Annotated in this window: 23 protein-coding genes; 10 read left to right on the top strand and 13 right to left on the bottom strand. The window is 60.6% G+C overall.

What is annotated here, in order from left to right:
* Positions 1–21 precede the first annotated feature (21 nt).
* From miaB to lnt, 5 genes are all read left to right on the top strand, one after another.
* Positions 22–1,350 (top strand): tRNA (N6-isopentenyl adenosine(37)-C2)-methylthiotransferase MiaB, encoded by a 1,329-nt coding sequence (gene miaB, locus B7L09_RS21200; RefSeq protein ID WP_094470485.1) that lies wholly within the window; start codon positions 22–24, stop codon positions 1,348–1,350.
* A gap of 206 nt (positions 1,351–1,556) precedes the next feature.
* Positions 1,557–2,561 carry a PhoH family protein gene (locus B7L09_RS21195; RefSeq protein WP_094470484.1) on the top strand — a complete coding sequence of 335 codons (1,005 nt, stop codon included), beginning with the start codon at positions 1,557–1,559 and terminating at the stop codon, positions 2,559–2,561.
* Positions 2,554–3,027, top strand: a complete 474-nt coding sequence (ybeY, locus tag B7L09_RS21190; RefSeq protein ID WP_094470483.1) for an rRNA maturation RNase YbeY — start codon at positions 2,554–2,556, stop codon at positions 3,025–3,027. Before B7L09_RS21195 ends, ybeY begins: the two co-directional genes overlap by 8 nt.
* 27 nt (positions 3,028–3,054) lie before the next feature.
* Entirely contained in the window at positions 3,055–3,894 is an 840-nt protein-coding gene (locus tag B7L09_RS21185) for a CorC family transporter (RefSeq protein ID WP_094470482.1), read from the top strand.
* A gap of 14 nt (positions 3,895–3,908) precedes the next feature.
* Complete coding sequence (gene lnt, locus B7L09_RS21180; protein ID WP_094470481.1) at positions 3,909–5,432, top strand: apolipoprotein N-acyltransferase; 1,524 nt, start codon at positions 3,909–3,911, stop codon at positions 5,430–5,432.
* Positions 5,433–5,569: 137 nt separating this feature from the next.
* Here the strand turns inward: lnt and B7L09_RS21175 are convergent, their stop codons facing one another.
* Positions 5,570–6,331, bottom strand: coding sequence for a YdcF family protein (locus B7L09_RS21175; RefSeq protein WP_094470480.1), 762 nt, complete (start codon positions 6,329–6,331; stop codon positions 5,570–5,572).
* 105 nt (positions 6,332–6,436) lie between these two features.
* Positions 6,437–6,757 (bottom strand): hypothetical protein, encoded by a 321-nt coding sequence (locus B7L09_RS21170; protein WP_094470479.1) that lies wholly within the window; start codon positions 6,755–6,757, stop codon positions 6,437–6,439.
* Positions 6,758–7,036: 279 nt separating this feature from the next.
* Between B7L09_RS21170 and leuS the strand changes: the two genes are divergently transcribed.
* The 5 genes from leuS (at position 7,037) to B7L09_RS21145 (ending at position 13,171) form a co-directional block, all read left to right on the top strand.
* Positions 7,037–9,643 (top strand): leucine--tRNA ligase, encoded by a 2,607-nt coding sequence (gene leuS, locus B7L09_RS21165; RefSeq protein WP_094470478.1) that lies wholly within the window; start codon positions 7,037–7,039, stop codon positions 9,641–9,643.
* 89 nt (positions 9,644–9,732) lie between these two features.
* Positions 9,733–10,338, top strand: coding sequence for an LPS-assembly lipoprotein LptE (locus B7L09_RS21160; protein WP_094470477.1), 606 nt, complete (start codon positions 9,733–9,735; stop codon positions 10,336–10,338).
* Positions 10,339–10,377: 39 nt separating this feature from the next.
* Positions 10,378–11,415, top strand: coding sequence for a DNA polymerase III subunit delta (gene holA / locus B7L09_RS21155; RefSeq protein ID WP_094470476.1), 1,038 nt, complete (start codon positions 10,378–10,380; stop codon positions 11,413–11,415).
* A gap of 207 nt (positions 11,416–11,622) precedes the next feature.
* A complete protein-coding gene (gene arfA, locus B7L09_RS21150) occupies positions 11,623–11,787 on the top strand; it encodes an alternative ribosome rescue factor ArfA (protein ID WP_094470475.1) in 165 nt (54 codons plus the stop codon).
* Between the two features lie 61 nt (positions 11,788–11,848).
* Complete coding sequence (locus B7L09_RS21145; protein ID WP_094470474.1) at positions 11,849–13,171, top strand: lytic murein transglycosylase; 1,323 nt, start codon at positions 11,849–11,851, stop codon at positions 13,169–13,171.
* Positions 13,172–13,273: 102 nt separating this feature from the next.
* On the opposite strand, the gene B7L09_RS21140 is transcribed toward B7L09_RS21145, so the two are convergent.
* From B7L09_RS21140 to rsfS, 11 genes are all read right to left on the bottom strand, one after another.
* On the bottom strand, positions 13,274–14,224 hold the full coding sequence (locus B7L09_RS21140) for a S66 peptidase family protein (protein WP_094470473.1): 951 nt from the start codon (positions 14,222–14,224) through the stop codon (positions 13,274–13,276).
* 162 nt (positions 14,225–14,386) lie between these two features.
* Positions 14,387–15,412, bottom strand: coding sequence for a lipoyl synthase (lipA, locus tag B7L09_RS21135; RefSeq protein WP_094470472.1), 1,026 nt, complete (start codon positions 15,410–15,412; stop codon positions 14,387–14,389).
* A 2-nt stretch (positions 15,413–15,414) separates the two neighbouring features.
* Positions 15,415–16,062 (bottom strand): lipoyl(octanoyl) transferase LipB, encoded by a 648-nt coding sequence (gene lipB, locus B7L09_RS21130; protein ID WP_094470471.1) that lies wholly within the window; start codon positions 16,060–16,062, stop codon positions 15,415–15,417.
* Entirely contained in the window at positions 16,062–16,337 is a 276-nt protein-coding gene (locus tag B7L09_RS21125) for a DUF493 domain-containing protein (protein WP_094470470.1), read from the bottom strand. Before B7L09_RS21125 ends, lipB begins: the two co-directional genes overlap by 1 nt.
* An 80-nt stretch (positions 16,338–16,417) precedes the next feature.
* Entirely contained in the window at positions 16,418–17,575 is a 1,158-nt protein-coding gene (locus tag B7L09_RS21120) for a D-alanyl-D-alanine carboxypeptidase family protein (protein ID WP_094470469.1), read from the bottom strand.
* A gap of 181 nt (positions 17,576–17,756) precedes the next feature.
* Positions 17,757–18,767, bottom strand: a complete 1,011-nt coding sequence (locus tag B7L09_RS21115) for a septal ring lytic transglycosylase RlpA family protein (protein WP_094470468.1) — start codon at positions 18,765–18,767, stop codon at positions 17,757–17,759.
* On the bottom strand, positions 18,767–19,777 hold the full coding sequence (mltB, locus tag B7L09_RS21110) for a lytic murein transglycosylase B (RefSeq protein ID WP_094470467.1): 1,011 nt from the start codon (positions 19,775–19,777) through the stop codon (positions 18,767–18,769). The genes B7L09_RS21115 and mltB overlap by 1 nt, the downstream gene beginning before the upstream one ends.
* Positions 19,778–19,794: 17 nt before the next feature.
* The gene (rodA, locus tag B7L09_RS21105) at positions 19,795–20,898 is read right to left on the bottom strand and encodes a rod shape-determining protein RodA (RefSeq protein ID WP_162556277.1); all 1,104 of its coding nucleotides are present in this window, start codon (positions 20,896–20,898) and stop codon (positions 19,795–19,797) included.
* 31 nt (positions 20,899–20,929) lie between these two features.
* Positions 20,930–22,825, bottom strand: a complete 1,896-nt coding sequence (mrdA, locus tag B7L09_RS21100) for a penicillin-binding protein 2 (RefSeq protein WP_094470465.1) — start codon at positions 22,823–22,825, stop codon at positions 20,930–20,932.
* A 10-nt stretch (positions 22,826–22,835) separates the two neighbouring features.
* Entirely contained in the window at positions 22,836–23,303 is a 468-nt protein-coding gene (rlmH, locus tag B7L09_RS21095; RefSeq protein ID WP_064454284.1) for a 23S rRNA (pseudouridine(1915)-N(3))-methyltransferase RlmH, read from the bottom strand.
* A gap of 9 nt (positions 23,304–23,312) precedes the next feature.
* The gene (rsfS, locus tag B7L09_RS21090; RefSeq protein WP_094470464.1) at positions 23,313–23,807 is read right to left on the bottom strand and encodes a ribosome silencing factor; all 495 of its coding nucleotides are present in this window, start codon (positions 23,805–23,807) and stop codon (positions 23,313–23,315) included.
* Between the last annotated feature and the right edge of the window lie 67 nt (positions 23,808–23,874).

The raw sequence follows: 23,874 nt of genomic DNA, 5'->3' as shown, positions 1-23,874 counted from the left end.
AATCACGTGNTGACGATTCCCATGGCCAAGAAGCTTTACATCGAAACCCACGGTTGCCAGATGAACGAGTACGACAGCTCGCGCATGGTCGATCTGCTGGGCGAACACCAGGCCCTGGAAGTCACTGCCCGCGCCGAAGATGCCGACGTCATCCTGCTCAACACCTGCTCGATTCGTGAGCGGGCCCAGGACCGTGTGTACTCGCAGCTGGGCCGCTGGCGCGAATTGAAACTGGCCAACCCGGAGATGGTGATCGCCGTCGGTGGTTGCGTAGCCAGCCAGGAAGGCGCTGCGATCCGCGACCGCGCGCCGTATGTCGATGTGGTATTCGGCCCGCAAACCCTGCACCGCCTGCCGGAAATGATCGACGCAGCACGCATCACCAAGCTGCCGCAGGTGGACGTGTCGTTCCCGGAAATCGAAAAATTCGACCACCTGCCCGAGCCGCGCATCGACGGGCCGAGTGCTTACGTGTCGGTAATGGAAGGCTGCAGCAAGTACTGCACCTTCTGCGTGGTGCCCTACACCCGTGGCGAAGAAGTCAGCCGGCCGTTTGACGACGTGATGTCGGAAATCATCCACCTGGCCGAAAACGGCGTGCGCGAAGTCACCCTGCTGGGCCAGAACGTCAACGGCTATCGCGGCCAGACCCACGACGGGCGCCTGGCAGACTTGGCGGAGTTGATCCGCGTGGTCGCCGCCGTCGATGGTATTGAGCGTATTCGCTACACCACCTCGCACCCGCTGGAGTTTTCCGACAGCCTGATCCAGGCCCACGCCGAGGTGCCGGAGCTGGTCAAACACCTGCACTTGCCGGTGCAGTCAGGCTCGGACCGCATCCTGTCTGCGATGAAGCGCAACCACACCGCGCTGGAGTACAAATCCAAACTGCGCAAATTGCGTGCGGCGGTGCCGGGTATCTGCATCAGCTCGGACTTTATCGTCGGTTTCCCTGGTGAGACCGAGAAGGACTTCCAGCAAACCATGAAGCTGATCGAAGACGTCGGCTTCGACTTCTCATACTCGTTCGTCTACAGCCAGCGCCCGGGCACCCCGGCCGCCGACCTGTTGGATGAGACGCCGGAAGCGCTGAAAAAAGAGCGTTTGAATGCGCTGCAGCACCGCCTGAACCAGCAAGGTTTCGAGATCAGCCGACAAATGGTCGGTTCGATCCAGCGCATCCTGGTCACCGATTATTCGAAAAAAGACCCCGGCGAGTTGCAAGGCCGTACCGAAAACAACCGAATCGTCAACTTCCGTTGCGACAACCCAACCCTGATCGGCCAGTTCGCCGACGTGCACATCGACGCCGCACAACCGCACTCGCTGCGGGGCTCGCTGATCCAATAACACCGCATAACTTGTAGGAGCGAGGCTTGCCCGCGAAGGCGGACTGACACTCACAACATGAGTCGTCTGAAATACCGCCTTCGCGAGCAAGCTTCGCTGCTACAGGGACGGTGTTTGGCGCTGGATTATTTAAGAGCTTTCGCACCCAGCCCACTGGCGTTATCCTCTCTTTCATCTCAACAGCCAAAGGGCGGCTAAAAGCGACCTTGAACGCACCCATAGAACCCCATCGTTTTCTCCTCGAGCCTTTTGAGGCTCGCCGTTTCGCCAACCTGTGCGGACAGTTCGACGAGCACCTGCGCCTGATCGAACAACGCCTGAGTATCGAGATCCGCAACCGCGGCAATCAGTTCGAACTGATCGGCGAACCCAAGCACACCACTTCCGCGGAAAACCTGATCCGCCGCCTGTACCGGGAAACCAAGGGTACAGAGCTGTCGCCGGATACGGTTCACCTGTTCCTTCAGGAATCNGCCGTGGAAGACCTGACCAACAACCCGGTGGCCGAAGCCAGCGTGGCCCTGCGCACCAAAAAAGGCATGATTCGCCCACGCGGCTTGAATCAGCAGCGCTACGTCAAGGAAATCCTCGGCAACGACATCAACTTCGGCATCGGCCCCGCCGGTACCGGCAAGACCTACCTGGCCGTGGCCTGTGCGGTGGATGCCCTGGAGCGCGAGCAAGTGCGCCGCATCCTGCTGGTGCGCCCGGCGGTCGAGGCTGGCGAGAAGCTCGGCTTCCTGCCCGGCGACCTGGCCCAGAAGATCGACCCGTACCTGCGCCCGCTCTATGACGCGCTCTACGAGATGCTCGGCTTTGAATACGTGGCCAAGCTGATCGAGCGCCAGGTTATCGAGATCGCCCCGCTGGCTTACATGCGTGGCCGTACCTTGAACAACAGCTTCATCATTCTCGACGAAAGCCAGAACACCACCGTCGAACAGATGAAGATGTTCCTCACCCGTATCGGTTTCGGCTCCACGGCCGTCATCACCGGTGACATCACCCAGGTCGACTTGCCGAAAGGCACCAAGTCCGGGCTGCACCATGTGATTGAAGTGCTCAAAGACGTGCCGGGTATCAGCTTCACCCATTTCATGCCCAAGGACGTTGTGCGCCATCCATTGGTGCAACGCATCGTCGAAGCCTACGAGCGCTTCGAGAATCGCGCGGCAGACGAAACACCAAAGGACAGTCGCCGCGATGCTTGAGCTTGATCTGCAACTCGCCACCGAAGCGCCCGCCCCCAGCGAAGCCCAGTTCCGCCACTGGTGCGCACTGGCCCTGCGCCAGCGCACCGCGGATTCGGAACTGACCATCCGCCTGGTGGACGAGCCCGAAGGCCGTGAGCTGAACCACACCTGGCGGCAGAAGGATTACGCCACCAACGTGCTGTCCTTCCCCGCCGACGTACCGGACGAGTTACTGGATATCCCGTTGCTGGGCGATCTGGTGATCTGCGTCGAGGTGGTGGAACGCGAAGCAAAGGAACAAGGCAAGGAACTTGAGGCCCATTGGGCCCATCTAGTCATCCACGGCTGCTTGCATCTCTTGGGTTACGACCATATAGACGATGACGAAGCCTTGGAAATGGAAACACTGGAACGAACGTTGCTTGCNGAATTGGGCTATCGTGACCCTTACGCTGACGACGAAACTGAAACGACACCTTACTGACACAACAAAGGATTTAGAGTAATCGCTATGAGCGAAGACCGATCGAGCAACGGGCAGAAGTCATGGCTGGGTAAACTGACCCAGGCTTTTGCCCACGAGCCGAAAAACCGCCAGGAGCTGCTGGAGCTGCTGCGCGAGGCCCATCAGAACAAGTTGCTGGACAGCGAAGCGCTGGCCATCGTCGAAGGCGCCATCCAGGTGGCTGACCTGCAAGTTCGGGACATCATGGTCCCGCGTTCGCAGATGATCAGCATCAAGGCGACCCAGACCCCGCGGGAATTCCTNCCCGCCGTGNTCGATTCGGCGCACTCGCGNTACCCGGTCATCGGCGAAAGCCACGATGACGTGATGGGNGTGNTGCTGGCCAAGGACCTGCTGCCGTTGATCCTCAAGGAGAACGGCGACAACTTCAACATCAAGGACCTGCTGCGTCCGGCCACCTTCGTGCCTGAATCCAAGCGCCTGAATGTGCTGCTGCGCGAATTCCGCGCCAACCACAATCACATGGCCATTGTGATCGACGAATACGGCGGCGTAGCGGGCCTGGTGACCATCGAAGACGTGCTGGAACAGATCGTCGGCGACATCGAAGACGAGCACGACGTCGAAGAAGACAGCTACATCAAGCCACTGCCCAGCGGTGACTTCCTGGTCAAGGCTCTGACGCCGATCGAGAACTTCAACGAGTTCTTCGACAGCGAATTCTCCGACGATGAGTTCGACACCGTGGGTGGCCTGGTGATGAGTGCGTTCGGGCACCTGCCCAAACGCAACGAAATCACTGAAATCGGCCCTTATCGCTTCCGCATCCTGAACGCCGACAGCCGTCGGATTCACTTGCTGCGCCTGACCCCTATCGCCCGATAAATCCAAGGATTGAAATGCATCGTATGACCCGCCCCGGCTGGCCCGGTAACCTGCTGGCCGTGGCGGCCGGTGCACTCACCACCCTGGCCCTGGCGCCGTTCGATATCTGGCCGTTGGCGTTGCTGGCGGTAGGGTTCTTCTATNNCGGCCTGCGCGAACTGACACCGCGTCAGGCCCTGGGCCGTGGCTGGTGTTTCGGTTTCGGCCTGTTTGGCGCCGGCACCAGCTGGATCTACTACAGCATCCACCACTTCGGCGGCGCTTCGGTGTTGCTCGCTGGCTTTTTGATGCTGCTGTTTACCGCTGCCATTGCCTGGTTCTTCGCCCTGCCCGCCTGGTTATGGGCACGCTGGTTGCGTCGTAATGAAGCGCCGCTGGCCGATGCGCTGACGTTTGCTGCGTTGTGGGTTGGCCAGGAAGCATTTCGTGGCTGGTTCCTGACCGGTTTCCCATGGCTGTACTCCGGCTACAGCCAGCTCGACGGCCCGTTGGCCGGGCTCGCGCCCGTCGGCGGAATGTGGCTGATTTCCTTCACGCTGGCCCTGACGGCGGCACTGATCTACAACGCCATGCGTCTGGTACGCACAGGCCGTAAAGGCTTTATCGCCGCCGGTGTATTGCTGTTGGTCGGCCCCTGGGTGGCCGGCATGGCGCTGAAGGAACACGCCTGGACCAGCCCGGCGGGCGCGGCCCTGAGCGTGGCCGCCGTGCAGGGCAATGTCGAACAAAGCATGAAGTGGGACCCCGAGCAGCTCAATGCGCAGCTGGCGCTGTACCGCGACATGAGTTTCAGCTCCAAGCGAGTCGACCTGTTGGTGTGGCCGGAAACGGCCGTTCCGGTGCTCAAGGAGTCCGCCGAGGGCTACCTGAATATGATGGGGAATTTCGCCGCCGAGCGTAAATCTGCGCTGATTACCGGCGTACCGATCCGCCAGGAAGTCCGACACGAGAAGCGCTTCTTCAACGGCATCACCGTCCTCGGTGAAGGCGACGGCACTTATCTCAAGCAGAAGCTGGTGCCGTTTGGCGAATACGTTCCGTTGCAGGAAGTGCTGCGTGGGCTGATCGCGTTCTTCGACCTGCCGATGTCCGACTTTGCCCGCGGCCCTGCCGATCAGGCGATGCTGCAAGCCAAGGGCTATCAGATTGCGCCGTTCATTTGTTATGAAGTGGTGTACCCGGAATTTGCCGCCGGCCTGTCGGCCCAGAGCGATCTGTTGCTGACGATCAGCAACGACACCTGGTTCGGCCGCTCCATCGGTCCGCTGCAACACCTGCAAATGGCGCAGATGCGCGCACTGGAGGCGGGACGCTGGATGATTCGCGCGACCAACAACGGCGTCACCGGGCTGATCAACCCGTTTGGGCAGATCACCGAGCAGATCCCGCAGTTCGAGCGGGGGATTCTCTACGGTGAAGTGGTGCCGATGCATAACCTGACGCCGTACCTGCAATGGCGCTCGTGGCCGCTGATCATCGTGTGCCTGTTGTTGTTTGGTTGGGCGCTGGTGGCGAACCGGATGGCCAAGACCGTTTGACTGTGGCGAGGGAGCTTGCTCCCGCTCGGCTGCGCAGCAGCCGCAATACCGGTTAATGCGCTTTGTCAGCCAGAAATGGATTAGCCGGACTCAGGGCTGCTTCGCAGCCCGGCGGGAGTAAGCTCCCTCGCCACAGGTCATCGGTAAAACATTGAGTACCCGATCTGCCCCACCGCCTCATTAAACAACTGCCCGCTCTGCCAGATCGATTTGAACTCCGGCATCCAGCCACCCAGCGGCCGGGCATTGTCCGCGCCTAAAAACCCCACCGGCGCTGGCACCACTTCAAATCCCGCCTGCTGAAAGCTCCAGACCGATCGCGGCATGTGCCAGGCCTGTGTGACTACCACTACCCGCTTGATGCCCTGCGGCAAAAGCACCTCAGCGCTGAACTGCGCGTTCTCCCACGTCGTGCGGCTACGCCCTTCCTGCCAGCGCACGGTCACGCCGAAATCATCGAGCAACGAATCCGCCATCAACTTCGCTTCAGTGGGCGGCGTACCGTAATGCAGGCCGCCGCTGGTGAGAATGGGCAACCCGGAAGCCTTGGCCAGGCGTGCCGTATACCGTTCGCGCTCCAGACCTACGCCCGTCGGCTGATCAGCCCCCCAGGCAATATCGCCCCGCTCACGCCCCGAACCCAACACCACAATCGCATCCGCACGCTGACTCAGGGTGGCCCATTCCTCGCGCGCCAGTGGCGGTTCACTTTCCAGGGCCTTGGCGCCCCACTGCACCACCACCGGCAAACTCATTAACAGGAAGCCGCCGAACCCCAAGGCAAAGCACACACCCGCAAGCCGCGGTCTTGAGCGGCGCAACCACCACGCAAGTATCAGCAATAGCAAAAGAATGCCGGGCGGCAACAGAAGTTGTTTCACGAAATAACGAAAAGGCATCGAGCATCTCCATAAGATGCCCGAAGCCTAAGTGGGTTGACGCAATGCGACAACAAATGCGGAAGGACTATGCTCTAAAAAACCATGGGTCATGGCGTGCAGTCATTATTTGAATTGCAGAGACCGGACCTTTTCCGTGCCCCTGCCAGGTGCCTTGTCCTTGAGCCAGATGATCTTGGCCGAACGTGGTGCGTCGAGTTGCTTCACTGCTGCAGACAAGCATCCGTGCGTCTCACGTTCACTGCGATCCAGATAGGCTTTGACCAGTGCAAACTCTGCGGGGCTCAACCCACGCAGTTCCAGCTCCAGGGGACGCTCATCGCGTAGCCGGTCAGCGGTTTTTGCAGCGTCCAGAGCCATCCCAAGACGATCGATCAGTCTTTCGTACAGCTGCGGTTTCGTGACTTTTTGCTGTGACTCAACCATCCCTCACCTCATTGAAGATAAGACTCGCTCCCCATTTAGAGCTTAGCTTCCATGAACAAACCGGCTGGATGCCGCGACCAACGGCCCTCGCGGCGGTTTTCGCAAGACGCGCGGCAGCAATCAGGGTTTCCCTCGGTAGAGTGCGGTCATGTATGCTACGGCGCTTCCTGTAACTCCACTTCCAGCNGGTTTGGGCACGGACGCGCCGNTTTGGNGTCATCACCGTCNANCNTTGCACCGAAGAGGATTAGGCCACCCCTATTCAGTTCAAAAGTAGCCATGCACGAACAATATCAGCCCCGTGAAATAGAAAATGCCGCCCAAACCTTCTGGGACGAGCAAAAGTCCTTTGAAGTCAGTGAACAGCCAGGCAAGGAGACTTACTACTGCCTATCGATGTTCCCTTACCCCAGCGGCAAGCTACACATGGGGCACGTGCGTAACTACACCATCGGCGACGTCATCTCGCGCTACCAGCGCATGCTCGGCAAGAACGTCCTGCAACCCATGGGTTGGGACGCCTTCGGCATGCCGGCGGAAAACGCCGCGATGAAAAACAACGTGGCGCCCGCCAAGTGGACCTACGAAAACATTGCCTACATGAAGACCCAGCTGCGCAGCCTGGGCCTGGCGGTGGACTGGTCCCGCGAAGTGACCACCTGCAAGCCGGATTACTACCGTTGGGAACAATGGCTGTTCACTCGCCTGTTCCAAAAAGGGGTGATCTACAAAAAGAGCGGCACCGTGAACTGGGACCCGGTCGACCAGACCGTACTGGCCAACGAACAGGTCATCGACGGTCGCGGCTGGCGTTCCGGCGCGCTGATCGAAAAGCGCGAAATCCCGATGTACTACTTCAAGATCACCGCCTATGCGGATGAACTCTTGTCGAGCCTCGACGATCTGCCGGGCTGGCCTGAACAGGTCAAGACCATGCAGCGCAACTGGATCGGCAAATCCAAGGGCATGGAAGTGCAATTCCCGTACAACGTCGATTCGATCGGCGAAGCGGGCGCACTCAAAGTCTTCACCACCCGTGCGGACACCCTGATGGGCGCGACCTATGTCGCTGTGGCCGCCGAACACCCGCTGGCCACCCAGGCCGCACAGAACAACCCTGAGCTGCAGGCGTTCATCGCCGAATGCAAAGGCGGCAGCGTGGCCGAAGCCGACGTCGCCACCCAGGAGAAAAAAGGCCTGCCAACCGGGCTCTTCGTCGAGCACCCACTGACCGGCGAGAAGCTGCCGGTATGGGTCGCCAACTACGTGCTGATGCACTACGGCGATGGCGCGGTAATGGCTGTGCCGGCCCACGACGAGCGCGATTTCGAATTCGCCACCAAGTACAACCTGCCGATCAAATCGGTCGTGCGCACCAGCTCGGGTGATACCAACCCGGCCCCGTGGCAAGATGCCTACGGCGAGCACGGCGAACTGATCAACTCCGGCGAATTCGACGGCCTGGACTTCGCAGGCGCCTTCGACGCCATCGAAGTCGCACTGATCAAGAAAAACCTCGGTGCCTCGCGCACCCAGTTCCGCCTGCGCGACTGGGGCATCAGCCGCCAGCGCTACTGGGGCTGCCCGATCCCGATCATCCACTGCGAAACCTGCGGTGATGTGCCGGTGCCGGAAGACCAGTTGCCGGTGGTACTGCCGGACGACGTGGTGCCGGATGGCGCGGGTTCGCCATTGGCGCGCATGCCCGAGTTCTACGAATGCAGCTGCCCGAAATGCGGCGCACCGGCCAAGCGTGAAACCGACACCATGGACACCTTCGTCGAGTCCTCCTGGTACTACGCTCGCTACGCCTCGCCGCACTATGAAGGCGGCCTGGTGGAAAAATCCGCAGCCGACCATTGGTTGCCGGTGGACCAGTACATCGGTGGCATCGAGCACGCCATTCTCCACCTGCTCTACGCGCGCTTCTTCCACAAGCTGATGCGCGACGAAGGCCTGGTGAGCTCCGATGAGCCGTTCAAGAACCTGCTGACCCAGGGCATGGTGATCGCCGATACTTACTATCGCCGCGAAGCCAATGGCGCCTACACCTGGTTCAACCCGGCCGACGTCGAACTCGAGCGTGACAGCAAAGCCAAGGTCATCAGCGCCAAGCTGATCGCCGATGGCCTGCCGGTGGAAATCGGCGGCACCGAGAAGATGGCCAAGTCGAAGAACAACGGCGTCGACCCTCAGTCGATGATCGATCAGTTTGGCGCCGACACCTGCCGCCTGTTCATGATGTTCGCCTCGCCGCCTGACATGAGCGCCGAATGGTCCGACTCCGGCGTCGAGGGTTCGCACCGCTTCCTCAAGCGCGTCTGGCGCCTGGCTCAAGCCCACGTCACTCAGGGCCTGCCGGGCAAACTGGATGTCGCCAGCCTGAACGACGAGCAAAAAGCCATTCGCCGTTCGATCCACCTGGCCATCAAGCAGGCCAGCCACGACGTCGGGCAGAACCACAAATTCAACACCGCCATCGCTCAGGTGATGACGCTGATGAACGTGCTGGAAAAAGCACCGCAAGCCACCGAACAGGACCGCGCGCTGGTTCACGACGGCCTGGAAGCCGTGACGTTGCTGCTGGCTCCGATCACCCCGCACATCAGCCACGAGCTGTGGCATCAATTGGGTCACGCTGACCCGGTGATCGACGCCGGCTGGCCGGTGGTGGACGACACCGCGCTGGTGCAGGACAGCCTGACGCTGGTCATCCAGGTCAACGGCAAGCTGCGCGGCCAGATCGAAATGCCGGCCACCGCGACTCGCGAAGAAGTCGAAGCCACTGCGCGTATCAACGAGAACGTGCTGCGCTTTACCGAAGGCCTGACGATCCGCAAAGTGATCGTAGTGCCTGGCAAACTGGTCAATATCGTCGCCAGCTAAAATTGGATCAGGCGCCAGGTGAGCCTGGCGCCGAGTAAAACCTTTCGGGCCACACGGTCGGCCCACATGGTTTCAAGGGGAGCAACAAAATGATCAAACGCAATTTGCTGGTGATGGGCCTCGCTGTGCTGCTGAGCGCTTGCGGTTTCCANCTGCGTGGCACCGGCACCAATGAACTGGCGATCAAGGAGCTCGATCTGAGCGCCCGCAACGCCTACGGCGAAACCGTGACGCAACTGCGTCAGGTACTGGAAAGCAGCGGCGTCAAGGTTTACACCGGAGCACCGTACAAGCTTGTGTTAACGGATGAGCAGGAAAGCCAGCGCATCCTCAGCTACGCCGGTGCCGGCCGCACAGGCGAGTATCAGGTGACCACCGTGTTGAACTATGACGTCCGTGGTGCACAAAACCTGCCACTGCTGAGCGACAAGCTCGAAGTGCAGAAGATCTTTATCCACGACGGCAACAACCTGGTGGGTTCCGACCAGGAAGCGAGTACCGCTCGCACAGAAACCCGTCGCGAGTTGGTTCAACGCATGATGCTGCGCCTGTCGCAGCTCACGCCGACTCAGTTGGACCAATTGCAACAGACCGCCGACGCCAAGGCCAAAGCCGAAGCCCAGGCACTGGACGCGGCGCAGAAAGCTGAAGCGGAAACTCCGCGTCAGTCGCCTATCGAAATCCCGCAGCAATAAGACTTACGGGGCGCTCAGGCGCCCCGTTCGCCCTCTCTTATGAAACTCGCCCCCGCNCAACTCGCCAAACACCTGCAAGGTGGCCTTGCGCCTGTCTACATCATCAGCGGTGATGACCCGCTGTTGTGTCAGGAGGCCGCNGACTCCATTCGCNCCGCCGCTCGCCAACAAGGCTTCGACGAACGCCAGGTGTTCAGCGCCGATGCCAGTTTCGACTGGGGGACGTTGCTGCAAGCGGGTGCGAGCATGTCGCTGTTCGCCGAAAAGCGCCTGCTGGAATTGCGTTTGCCATCCGGTAAACCCGGCGACAAAGGTGCTGCTGCATTGATGGAATACTGCTCGCGCCCGGCCGAAGACACGGTGTTGCTGATCAGCCTGCCCAAGCTGGATGGCAGCGCGCAGAAAACCAAGTGGGGCAAGGCGCTGGTAGAAGGCCCGCAAACTCAGTTCATCCAGATCTGGCCAGTGGACNGCAACCAGTTGCCGAGCTGGATTCGTCAACGGCTATCCCAGGCCGGTCTTTCCGCCAGCCAGGACGCCGTGGAACTGATTGCCGCGCGGGTCGAAGGCAACTTGCTTGCCGCCGCCCAGGAAATCGAAAAGCTCAAGCTGATGGCCGAAGGTGGCCAGATCACCGTTGAAACCGTGCAAGCGGCGGTTGCCGACAGTGCGCGCTTCGATGTGTTTGGCCTGACCGACGCGATTCTCAACGGCGAAGCCGCCCATGCCCTACGCATCCTCGAAGGGCTGCGCGGTGAAGGCGTCGAACCGCCCGTGATTCTCTGGGCGCTGGCCCGGGAACTGCGCCTGCTGGCCAACCTTTCGCTGCAATACAGCCAGGGTGTGCCGCTGGACAAAGCCTTCAGCCAGGCNAAACCTCCTGTGTGGGACAAACGGAAACCGCTGATGAGCAAAGCCCTGCAACGGTACTCGGCGCAACGCTGGGCGCAACTGTTGCTGGAAGCCCAGCGCATTGATGCGCAGATCAAGGGCCAGGCTGCCGGGTCGCCGTGGATGAGTTTGAGTCGGCTGTCGTTGTTGATGGCGGGCCAGAGATTGTCGCTACCTGCCGAGTGAGCTTTTTGTGGCGAGGCGGCATTCCGACAAGCCCCCTCGCAACACCCCCCCCCCTCAAGACCAAGAAGACGGAAAGGTCCTACACAACACCCCCCCCCCTCAAGACCAAGAAGACGGAAAGGTCCTACACAATGTGGGGACTAGACAGAACCCCAACTTCAGCAGATTATTTCCCCCGCAAAACCCACTCATCCGAGAGATCCGATCATGAGCAAAAAGCCATCCAAAAATGGCCCCAACAAGGCCAAATCCATCATCGCCCAGCCACTGTTCCGCAGCCGTCAGGAACGCGCCGGCAAGGGCAAAGGCAGCTACCGCCGCGAAGCCTTCCAGTCTAATAGCTGGGAGGCTTCTTACTTTCTGGCTGCCTGAAGGCAAGCGCCCCTCCGGCATGATAAGGTCTGTACCTGATTTGTAATCCCTGGACCTGTGCATGCCCTCTAGTCTTTCCCGTCGTTGGCACCTTCGCCAATTGATTGCTGCCTCCAGCCTCATTCTGCTTGTCGCCTGCGCGGAAAAACCAACCGCCGCCGACGCCCAGCCGCTTCAGACCCTTCCCGTCTCGACAGCCCCTGCGGTCATTCCGCCCGTGGTGCCGACCGGTGAAAACCTCGACATCCAGCCCACCCAGACCTTCGCCGAATGGCAGGCGGGTTTCCGCAAAGACGCGCTGGCCGCCGGCATCCGCGCCGATCTGTTTGACCGCGCCTTCGCCAATGTAAGCCTCGACACCAGCGTGATCCGTGCCGATCGCAGCCAACCCGAATTCTCCCGCCCGGTGTGGGAATACCTCGACGGCGCCCTGTCGCCGCTGCGGGTACGCAAAGGCCAGGCGCTGGTCGGCCAATACGCCGACATCCTGCAAAGCATCGAGCAGCGCTACGGCGTTGACCGCCAGGCCTTGGTGTCGGTGTGGGGCATGGAGAGTAATTTCGGGCAGTTCCAGGGCAACAAGTCAGTGATCAACTCCCTGGCGACCCTGGCCTACGAAGGCCGGCGTCCGGGCTTTGCTCATGCGCAACTGATCGCCGCCCTGCAAATCCTGCAACAAGGCGATATCGAACCGGAGAAAATGCTCGGTTCCTGGGCCGGTGCCATGGGCCAGACCCAGTTCATCCCGACCACCTACAACACCCACGCCGTCGACTTCGATGGCGACGGTCGTCGCGATATCTGGAACAGCCCTGCCGACGCCCTCGCCTCCACCGCGCACTACCTGCAAAGCTCCGGCTGGCAGAAAGGCCAGCCGTGGGGCTTTGAAGTGCAGTTGCCAGGTAGTTTCAACTACGTCCTGGCCGACGGCACGATTCGCAAGAGCGTCGCCGAATGGCAACAGTTGGGTGTCTCGATGCCTAATGGCGCCCAGGTTCCGGCAGGTTCCGAACACCTGTCCGCCGCCCTGCTGCTGCCGGCAGGCTACCGTGGCCCGGCGTTCCTGGTGCTGGATAACTTCCGCGCAATCCTCAAGTACAACAACTCGTCGTCCTACGCGCTGGCGGTNNGCCTGTTGTCCGAGCGCTTCAGTGGTGGGGGCCTGATCAATGGCACCTGGCCAAAAGATGACTTGCCGTTGAGCCGCACTGAGCGAATCGAACTGCAAAGCCTGCTGAGTGCGCAGAATTACGATGCGGGCACTGCCGACGGCATCATCGGCGCGAACACTCGCAAGGCGATCCGCAGTGCACAGCAGTCGTTTGGTTGGCCGGCGGACGGGTATCCGACGCACAAGTTGCTTGAAGGCCTGCGTAATCGCTAAAAGCATCGCGGGCAAGCCACGCTCCCACATTGGATTTGTGAGCGACACAAAACCTGTGGGAGCGGGCTTGCCCGCGAAGACTGACTAACAGGCGACGAATGACTACCGCTTGATTACAACATCCTGCTCCAACACCAATTCCTTCTTCCCCGCATCCAGCCGAACCAGCGCGCCCATCGGCAACGTCAGGTTCGGATCGCAATGCCCGCTGCGCCACCCGGCCAACACCGGTATTCGCAACGGCTCGAACGTCTGCTTGAGCAACCGCTCCAGCGCCACAACATCAACCCCCGCCACATCGCCCACCAGCACCCCGCGCAACTTGCCCAGTGTGCCGGCCAGGCGCAGATGAGTCAGCAAGCGGTCGATGCGATACAGCGGTTCGTTGATGTCCTCAATGAAAAGAATGACGCCTTCAGCCTCCATCTCAAATGGCGTGCCCATGGTCGCGGCAATCATGGATAGATTGCCCCCCAGCAAACGCCCGTGGGCGATGCCTGGCTCGATCGTGGTCAGCGGCCAGGCCACCGGGTGCGAAAGCACACTGCCCGCCTTCACCTGTCCTCTGAGCATGTTGAAAAACGAAGACTCGGTCGGCTTTTGCTTCTCACCCAGCAAATCGGCATTGAGCAGCGGGCCATGAAAGGTCACAAAACCGGCGTAACGGCTGATCGCCACGTGCAGCGCAGTGATGTCGCTGTAGCCGATAAACGGCTTGGCGTTGTTTTGCAGCAATTCGAAATCGATGCGATCGAGTAGACGCGGCGTACCGTAACCGCCCCGCAGGCAAATGATCGCATCGACTTCCGTGTCGGCGAACGCGGCGTGCAAGTCATTGAGCCGCACATCGTCGCTGCCGGCCAAATAGCCATCCTGTTCGTACACCCCGGGAAATACCCGCAGCGCATAACCGCGAGCGCGCATCCAGGCAACGGCTTTATCGGTGTCCAGCCCGGCGGGACCGGCGGGCGCGATGACACCGATCAGCCCTTCCGAGGGCAAGGCCGGAACGGCTGAGTGAGGAAACAGCGTGTGGGTCGGTCGAACGGTCATCCATGAATCTCCCTGCGCGAAAAGCTTCAGCACACAGTAGTCAGGAACGGGGACAAACAGAAGAGGATCAATCGCCCCGCAGGTTGCAGGAAAAGACGGTAGCGGCCGTAGGCACGGCCAACAAAGACGCCCGCAAGGCTGAAAAGCCTTACGGGCGTTTTATTACAGAGACGACATCAATTCAGCTTTAACCAGCTTCGCCTGCTCGTCGGCGTGATACGAGGAACGTACCAGCGGGCCGGAAGCGACGTTCTTGAAGCCCATCTTGTAACCTTCCTCGGCAAACCAGGCGAAGATGTCCGGGTGCACGAAACGCTGCACCGGCAAGTGGCTGCGGGACGGTTGCAGGTACTGGCCCAGGGTCAGCATGTCGATGTCGTGTTCGCGCATGCGCTTCATGACTTCGATCACTTCTTCGTCGGTTTCGCCCAGGCCCAGCATCAGGCCGGATTTGGTCGGGATGTGCGGCATCATCTGCTTGAATTTCTGCAGCAGGGTCAGCGACCACTGGTAGTCCGAACCCGGGCGCGCCGCCTTGTACAGGCGTGGCACGGTTTCCAGGTTGTGGTTGAACACATCCGGTGGCTCGGCCGCGGTGATTTCCAGCGCGACGTCCATGCGACCGCGATAGTCAGGAACCAGGGTTTCGAGCATCACGTTCGGCGACAGCTTGCGGATTTCGCGGATGCAGTCGGCAAAGTGCTGGGCACCGCCGTCACGCAGGTCGTCGCGGTCTACCGAGGTGATTACCACGTACTTGAGTTTCAGGTCGGCAATGGCGATGGCCAGGCTTTCCGGCTCGTTGACGTCCAGTGGCTTCGGCCGGCCATGGCCAACGTCGCAGAACGGGCAACGACGGGTGCAGATGTCACCCATGATCATGAAGGTGGCGGTGCCGCCGGAGAAGCACTCACCCAGGTTCGGGCAGGACGCTTCTTCGCACACGCTGTGCAGCTTGTGTTTGCGCAGCAGGGCCTTGATACGGTCGACTTCCGGCGAGACCGGGATGCGCACGCGAATCCAGTCCGGTTTTTTCGGCAGTTCGGTGGTCGGGATGATCTTGACCGGGATNCGTGCAACCTTCTCGGCGCCGCGCAGCTTGACGCCGGCTTCCACCTTGGCACGCGGGGCCGGACGTTCGGTAACATCCAGCGTCGGGATCATGGTTTGCACTGCATCAGTAGTCATAATCAGTCGATTCCGCCCGTGAGGGTCGTCTGCTCAGCATAGTCGAGGTGTTTGACGAGCTGCGCACGCAGCCGGGCACTTACCTCGGCAAATTTAATCGGTGTGGCGTGGTCGCTCAGTTGGGTCATCGCCAGCCCGGCGTAACCGCAGGGATTAATCCGTCGAAACGGTTCCAGGTTCATGTCCACGTTCAGGGCCAGGCCATGAAAGGAACAACCGTGGCGNATCCGCAGACCCAGGGACGCGATTTTCGCCCCGTTGACATAGACACCTGGCGCATCAGGCTTGGCCGCTGCGGTCACGCCATAGCTGGCCAGCAACTCGATCAGGCAGTGTTCCATGCGGGTGACCAGGTCACGCACGCCGAAACCCAGTTTGCGTACGTCGAGCAACAGATAGGCCACCAGCTGACCCGGCCCATGGTAAGTCACTTGACCGCCTCGGTCGACCTGCACCACCGGGATATCCCCCGGCAGCAGCAGGTGCTCGGCCTTGCCAGCCTGGCCCTGGGTGAACACCGGCGGATGCTCCACCAGCCAGATCTCATCCGGTGCCGAACTGCCGCGCTCATTGGTGAAGCGCTGCATGGCGTGCCAGACGGGCTCGTAGGCCATCTGGCCGAGCTCGCGAAAGCCCAGGACCTGTGACATCACAGCACCATGTGCACGAAGCCGGTGGCCCGCAGTTCGCTGTTGATGTCGTAGAGCTGGTCTTGACCGGTNGCGATGATGTGCAACTGGATGGTGGTGTACTTGCCGTTGCTGCTCTGGCGTTCGTCCACCTTTTCATCGTTGATCGTTGCGTGTTTCTTAACGATATCGATGATCTTTTGCTTGATGTCCACAATGGTGTCGCCGATCACTTTGATCGGGTAATCATTGGCGGGGAATTCGATCTTTGGCGCCTTTACTTCGGATTCTGTCATGGCGTAACGGCCTCGTAAGCCGTGGCAACGGACANGGCCCCGCTCCGGATTGGAACGGGGCNTTGCANGTCCACACTAATTCAGTTGAACAAGCCGTAGAAGAATAGACGGATGCTATCCCACACGCGGCGGAAGATACCACCTTCGTCGACGGCGTCCAGCGCGATCAGGTCGGCGCTGTGCACCACCTTGTCGTCCAGTTTCACTTCGACTTTACCGATAACGTCACCCTTGGCGATTGGCGCTACCAATTGCGGGTTCATGGTCATGCTGGCAGCGAGCTTTTTCAGCTGGCCTTTAGGCATGGTCAGGGTCAGGTCTTCAGCCAGGCCGGCTTTGACTTGATGGGTTGCGCCTTTCCATACCGGCGCCTGCGCCAGTTCAGTGCCCTTCTGGTAGAAGGTCTGGGTTTCGAAGAAGCGGAAGCCGTAGGTCAGCAGCTTCTGGGTTTCAGACGCACGGGCCACTTCGCTGTTGGTGCCGAANACGACGGCGATCAGGCGCTNGCCATCACGTACGGCGGACGACACCATGCAGTAGCCGGCTTCGTCGGTGTGGCCGGTTTTCAGGCCGTCGACGGTCTTGTCGCGCCACAGCAGCAGGTTGCGGTTAGGCTGCTTGATGTTGTTCCAGAAGAATTCCTTCTGGGAGTAGATCGCGTAGTGCACCGGGTCAACACGAATAATCGCGCGAGCCAGCAGCGCCATGTCGTGAGCCGACGAATAGTGTTCCGGGTTCGGCAGACCAGTCGGGTTCATGAAGTGGCTGTTGGTCATGCCCAGGTCGCCAGCGGTTTTGTTCATCATGTCGGCGAACGCATCTTCGCTGCCGGCGATGTGCTCGGACAGGGCCACGCTGGCGTCGTTACCGGACTGGATGATGATGCCGTGCAGCAGGTCGCTCACGGTGACTTGCGAACCCACCTTGATGAACATCCGCGAACCGCCGGTGCGCCAGGCATTTTCGCTGACGGTGACCGGGTCGTTTTCGCCGATCTGCCCGCGACGGATTTCCAGGGTCGCGATGTAAGCCGTCATCAGCTTGGTCAGGCTGGCCGGTGGCAGGCGCTGGTCACCGTTGTTCTCGACCAGCACGTTGCCGCTGCTGGCGTCCATGAGCACGTAGGATTTAGCGGCCAGTTGTGGTGGCGACGGCATCATCTCGACCGCGAAAGCGGCAGGCGAGAGGAGCAGCGGGACTAGCAGACACAGGCGTTTGGCTAAGGTGGTGATGTTCATCCGTCTCTCGAAATNGCTAATGGAAACTGCCCGAAGGCAAAACTAATCAGATGACCTTCTAACGGGCCATCGCGTGTTCAGTTGCTCACTCAGAACCCTTGCCGGGCTTTTGTTCTTCAACGAGCCAACAACCAGGTCCACCCCCCAAACCGCAAGCGAACCGTCAATCAAGTACTACGTATTACTCGGCGGTGACCACGCTCGGCGAACCGAGATTGGCCAGGCGCACGCTGTTCTGCACTTGCTGGATTTCACCCGGCGAACCGATCGGCCCCAGGCGCACCCGATGCAGCGTCTGTTGATTGCGCACGATCGAGCTGATGAACACCGGAGCGCTCACCATCCCGCTGAGCTTCGATCTCAGGAGTTCTGCAGCGTCCGGGTTGGCGAACGCGCCCACCTGCAGATACTGGCCAGAGGCTGGTACAGAAGCGTTTTTTTTTGCATCAATCTGCACGGGCACCACGGCCGCCGCGTGTTGCTGCGGCGGTGGCGTCCATTGCTCGACGGTGCCCGCCGAAGCGGTAATCGTCGGCGCGGCATTTTGCGCTACTTGCGGCTCGTTGAGCATCAAAGGCGCCGGACGGCCCTTTTGTGCCCACCACTGTTGCGGATCGATGCCTTCGACCTTGACCCGTGCGGTGCCGGTTTCGGCGTAACCGAGTTTCTTGGCCGCGGCGTAGGACAAGTCGATGATCCGGTCCGAATAGAACGGGCCACGGTCGTTGACCCGCAGGATCACCGAGCGGTTGTTGTCCAGGTTGGTGACGCGTACGTAACTTGGCAGCGGCAACGTCTTGTGGGCCGCGCTCATGCCGTACAGGTCATAGACTTCGCCGTTGGCGGTGTTCTGGCCATGGAACTTGGTGCCGTACCAGGACGCCGTACCCGACTGGACATAGGTCTTGGATTCTTGCAGCGGGAAGTAAGTCTTGCCCAACACAGTGTACGGGTTGGCTTTATAAGGACCGGAGTGCAGGGTCGGCGTGGCATCCGGGATGCGCGATACGTCGACGTCCCACCATGGCGCGCCGTCTTTGTGCGCGCGGTTGATGTCCAGGCCCGGCGTTGCGCGCACGGCCGTTGAAGACTTTTGCGTCGGCGCGCGGCTGGTCGAACAACTGGCGACCAGCACCGCCAACGCGGCGAATGCCATCAGCTTGAGCGGTTTATTGAACGGCGGTACCCGCATTACTTGTTGCCCCGTGCTTGGACCAGCATGTCTGACAGCTGATGTACGGCCATGGCGTACATCACACTGCGGTTATAACGCGTGATTGCGTAAAAATTCTTCAGGCCCATCCAGTATTCGGGGCCATTGTCACCTTCCAGGCGGAAAGCCGTGACCGGCATATCATCGCGCAGCGCATCATGACTCGACCAGCCCAAGGCTCGCAACTCCCCGACCGTTTTAGTCGGCTCGATGCCCGTCGTCAAACCTTCATCCACTTGCTCGCCACGCACATCGGCGCGGCTGACCACCGGTTCGCCGGCAACCCAGCCGTGACGCTTGAAATAACTGGCGACGCTGCCGATGGCATCGTCCGGGTTGGTCCAGATATTAATGTGGCCGTCACCGTCGAAATCCACTGCATAAGCGCGAAAGCTGCTCGGCATGAACTGCGGCAAGCCCATCGCGCCGGCGTAGGAGCCTTTGAGGGTCAGCGGGTCGACCTGCTCTTCGCGGGCCAGCAACAGGAATTCACGCAACTCCTTGCGGAAGAATTCGGCACGGGGAGGATAGTCGAAACCCAGGGTGGATAATGCGTCGATCACCCGGAAATTACCGGTATTGCGGCCGAAAAAGGTCTCAACCCCGATGATCGCGACGATCACCTGAGCCGGCACGCCGTACTCCTGCTCGGCACGGGCCAACACGGCTTCGTGCTGGCGCCAGAAATCCACACCGCGGGCGATGCGCGCGTCGGTGATGAACATCGGGCGATATTCGTTCCACTGCTTGACCCGTTCGGCAGGCTTCGAGATCGCGTCCAGAATCGACTGCTTGCGCTCGGCTTCGCGGAATATGCCCATCAACTGCTCACCGGCGAAACCGTAGTCGCGGGTCATTTCACCGACGAATTCGGCGACCTGGGGTGAGCCTTCGTAATCGCCGGCCAACGCATCCTGCGTTGTGCCAAGGATGCTTACCAGGCCGACCCATGGCGCGTATCGAGTCGCCCAGCCACGCATTACTTGCATTGACATCTTCACCTTATTCAAACCTGCGCGATCCACTTGCGATGCGTATGAATCGACATCAAAACCCCAAACGCTGACAGCAATGTCACCAGCGAAGTTCCGCCGTAGCTAATGAACGGCAACGGCACCCCAACCACCGGCAACAGGCCACTGACCATACCGATGTTGACGAAAACGTAAACAAAAAAAGTCATGGTCAGGCTGCCCGCGAGCAATTTGCCGAACAATGTCTGGGCCTGGGCGGTAATCACCAGCCCACGGCCGATCAGCAAAAGGTAAATCAGCAGCAGTGCGCAGATGCCAACCAGGCCGAACTCTTCGCCCATGACCGCAATAATGAAGTCGGTGTGGCTTTCCGGCAGGAAGTCCAGGTGCGACTGGGTGCCGAGCAGCCAGCCTTTGCCGAACACGCCGCCGGAACCGATGGCGGCTTTCGACTGAATGATGTTCCAGCCCGTGCCGAGCGGATCGCTTTCCGGATCAAGGAAGGTCAGGATTCGCTGCTTCTGATAGTCGTGCATGATGAAGAACCACATCGCCACGGCCACCGGTACCGCAGCCGCCAGCACACTCATGATCCAGCGCCAGCGCAACCCGCCCATAAACAGCACGAACGCACCGCCCGCGAGGATCAGCAGCGAGGTGCCGAGGTCCGGCTGCCGCACGATCAGGATGAAGGGCAAGCCAATCAGGAACAGACTGACACCCACATGCTTGAGCTGGGGCGGCAACGTGCGCTTGGACAAGTACCAGGCGATGGTCGCCGGCATCAGGATCTTCATGAATTCCGACGGCTGGAAGCGAATCACCCCCGGAATGTTGATCCAGCGCGTCGCCCCCATGGCGTTGTGGCCCATGACGTCCACCACCACCAGCAACAGCACGCCGATCACATAACCGACTGGCACCCAGCGGGCCATGAATCGCGGCTCGAACTGCGCGATGACGATCATCGACACCAGGCCGATGCCGAACGAAGTGGCTTGCTTGGCCAGCAGATCCCAGCTCTTGCCACTGGCCGAATACAGCACGAACAGGCTGCCGGCGGCGAGGGTCAGCAGCAGGATCAGCAACGGGCCGTCGATGTGCATGCGTTGCAGCAACGTCGCACGGCGACGCATCACATCCTCACTGGAGAGGATGCGATCGAAATTACTCTTCACGGGCCGTAGCCTCCGCACTGATAGGGCTGGCGTATTCGGCCTTCAACCGACCGTCCTGATCCAGAAGCCAGGCGTCCATGACTTGACGCACCACGGGCGCGGCGACGCCGGAACCGGACTCGCCGTTCTCGACCATCACCGACACCACGATTTGCGGATTGTCGGCCGGCGCGAAGCCGACGAACAAGGCGTGGTCGCGGTGGCGCTCCTGAACCTTGGAGCGGTCNTATTTCTCGCCCTGCTTGATCGCGACCACCTGGGCGGTACCGCTCTTGCCGGCAATGCGATACTGCGCGCCGACCGCGGCCTTGCGCGCGGTACCACGGGCGCCGTGCATCACCTGCTGCATGCCGTGGTTGACCTTGGTCCAGTCGGACGGGTCGCGCAGCACAATGTCGGGAATCGGGTTCTCATCCAAAGGCTTCTCGCCCTCAATGGTCTTGGCCAGGTGCGGGCGGTTCCAGATGCCTTTGTTGGCCACCAGCGCCGTGGCCTGGGCCAGTTGCAGCGGCGTCGCCTGCATGTAGCCCTGGCCGATCCCGAGAATCAGCGTTTCACCGGGGAACCAGGCCTGACGCCGGGTTGCACGCTTCCATTCACGTGTAGGCATCAGCCCCGGCGACTCTTCGAACATGTCCAGCGAAACCTTCTGACCGATTCCGAACTTGCTCATGTAGGCNGATAGCCGGTCGATCCCCAGCTTGTGGGCCAGGTCATAAAAATAGGTGTCGTTGGAGCGCATGATCGCGGTATCCAGGTCGACATAGCCGTCACCGGTGCGGTTCCAGTTACGGTATTTGTGATCGTAGTTGGGCAGCATGTAGTAGCCCGGGTCGAACACACGGCTCGATGCGGTCACGACGCCCGAATCCAGGCCGGCAATCGCCACCGCCGGCTTGATGGTCGAGCCTGGCGGATACAGCCCGCGCAGCACGCGGTTGAACAGCGGCCGGTCAACCGAATCACGCAGCTCGGCGTAGGCCTTGAAGCTGATACCGGTGACGAACAGGTTGGGGTCGAAACTCGGCTGACTGACCATGGCCAGTACTTCGCCGGTTTTCGGGTCCAGGGCCACCACGGCGCCACGACGACCGCCGAGTGCTGCCTCGGCCGCTTCCTGCAATTTGATGTCCAGGCTCAGGACGATGTCCTTGCCGGGAATCGGATCCGTGCGCTTGAGCACGCGCAATACGCGGCCGCGAGCGTTGGTTTCGACTTCNTCGTAACCCACCTGGCCATGCAGCTCGGGCTCGTAGAAACGCTCGATGCCGGTTTTGCCGATGTGGTGGGTGCCGCTGTAATTCACCGGATCGAGGCTTTTCAGCTCTTTCTCGTTGATTCGGCCCATGTAGCCGACCGAATGCGCAAAATGCGCCCCTTGCGGGTAGTGCCGCACCAACTGCGCCACGACTTCCACACCGGGCAGGCGGAACTGNTTCACCGCGATCCGGGCGATCTGCTCTTCAGTCAGTTCAAACAGGATCGGCACCGGCTCGAACGGTCGACGCCCCTGTCGCATTCGCTTCTCGAAGATCACCCGGTCCTCGGGCGTCAGCTCCAGCACTTCGACGATCACGTCGAGTACCTGCTGCCAGTCGCCGGAACGCTCACGGGTCATGCTCAGGCTGAAGCTGGGCCGGTTATCCGCGACCACCACGCCATTGCGGTCGAAAATCAGCCCGCGNGTCGGCGGAATCGGCTGCACGTGGACGCGGTTGTTTTCCGACAGCGTCGAGTGGTAGTCGTACTGAATCACCTGGAGGAAATACAGCCGCGCGATCAGCACACAGATCAGCAACACCACCGCAATAGCCCCGAACACGACGCGGCCACGCACCAGACGGGCGTCTTTTTCGTGGTCCTTGATGCGGATCGGCTGGGGCATGAGGGCAGAACTACTTGTGGTAAGGGTGCCCGGACAGAACTGTCCAGGCGCGATACAGCTGTTCACCGATCAGAATCCTTACCAACGGGTGCGGCAACGTGAGTGCCGACAGCGACCATCGCTGGTCCGCCCGCGCACACACTTCCGGCGCCAGCCCTTCGGGGCCGCCGACCATGAAGTTGACGGTGCGCGAATCCAGGCGCCAGCGGTCCAGTTCCACCGCCAACTGCTCGGTGCTCCAGGACTTGCCGTGCACTTCAAGGGTGACGATACGCTCGTTGGGGCCGACCTTGGCCAACATGGCTTCGCCTTCCTGACGGATAAAGCGCGCCACGTCGGCATTCTTGCCCCGGGTGTTGAGCGGTATTTCCACCAGCTCCAGCGACAGCTCAGCGGGCAGACGCTTGGCATACTCGTGCCAGCCTTCTTCCACCCACTTGGGCATGCGTGAACCGACAGCGATCAGACGCAGTCGCACAGCGGTCCCTTATTGCTGGTCTTTGTTGAGCTTGACGAAATGCTCATGGGTGTTTTCCGGGCTGTGGTGAGCCGCGTTCAGAGCACGGCTCTGCTCTGCACCGGACCACAGACGCTCGAGGTCGTAAAACTGACGAGCCGAGGCGGTCATCATGTGAACGATCACGTCGTCCATGTCCAGCAGCACCCAGTCGCTGTCGCCCTTGCCTTCTTCACCCAGCGGCTTCACGCCTTGGGCTTTGACGGCTTCGCGAACTTTGTCCAGCATGGCGCCGATCTGGCGGTTGGAGGTACCGGTCGCGATGATCATGTAGTCAGTGATGCTCTGCTTTTCACGAACATCGATGACCTGGATGTCCTGGCCCTTCACGTCTTCCAAGGCGGCTACAGCCACCTTGACCAGCTCATCACCTTTCAGTGGCTCGGTGGTGAGAACCGGCTCAGGCAGCGGGGCGCTTTTGAACGTGCCTTTGCGCTTTACTTTGCTTACGTCTTTGTTCGTCATATAAAACTCGTTTTGCTCGTATGTTCGGGCGCTTCNCTGCACGATTGTTCGTGCGTTCAAGCGCGCC

Source organism: Pseudomonas mandelii, assembly GCF_002251635.1.
Lineage (GTDB): Bacteria > Pseudomonadota > Gammaproteobacteria > Pseudomonadales > Pseudomonadaceae > Aquipseudomonas > Aquipseudomonas mandelii_B.
The sequence above is the reverse complement of the archived record's forward strand: the minus strand, read 5'-3'. Positions and strand labels throughout refer to the sequence as shown.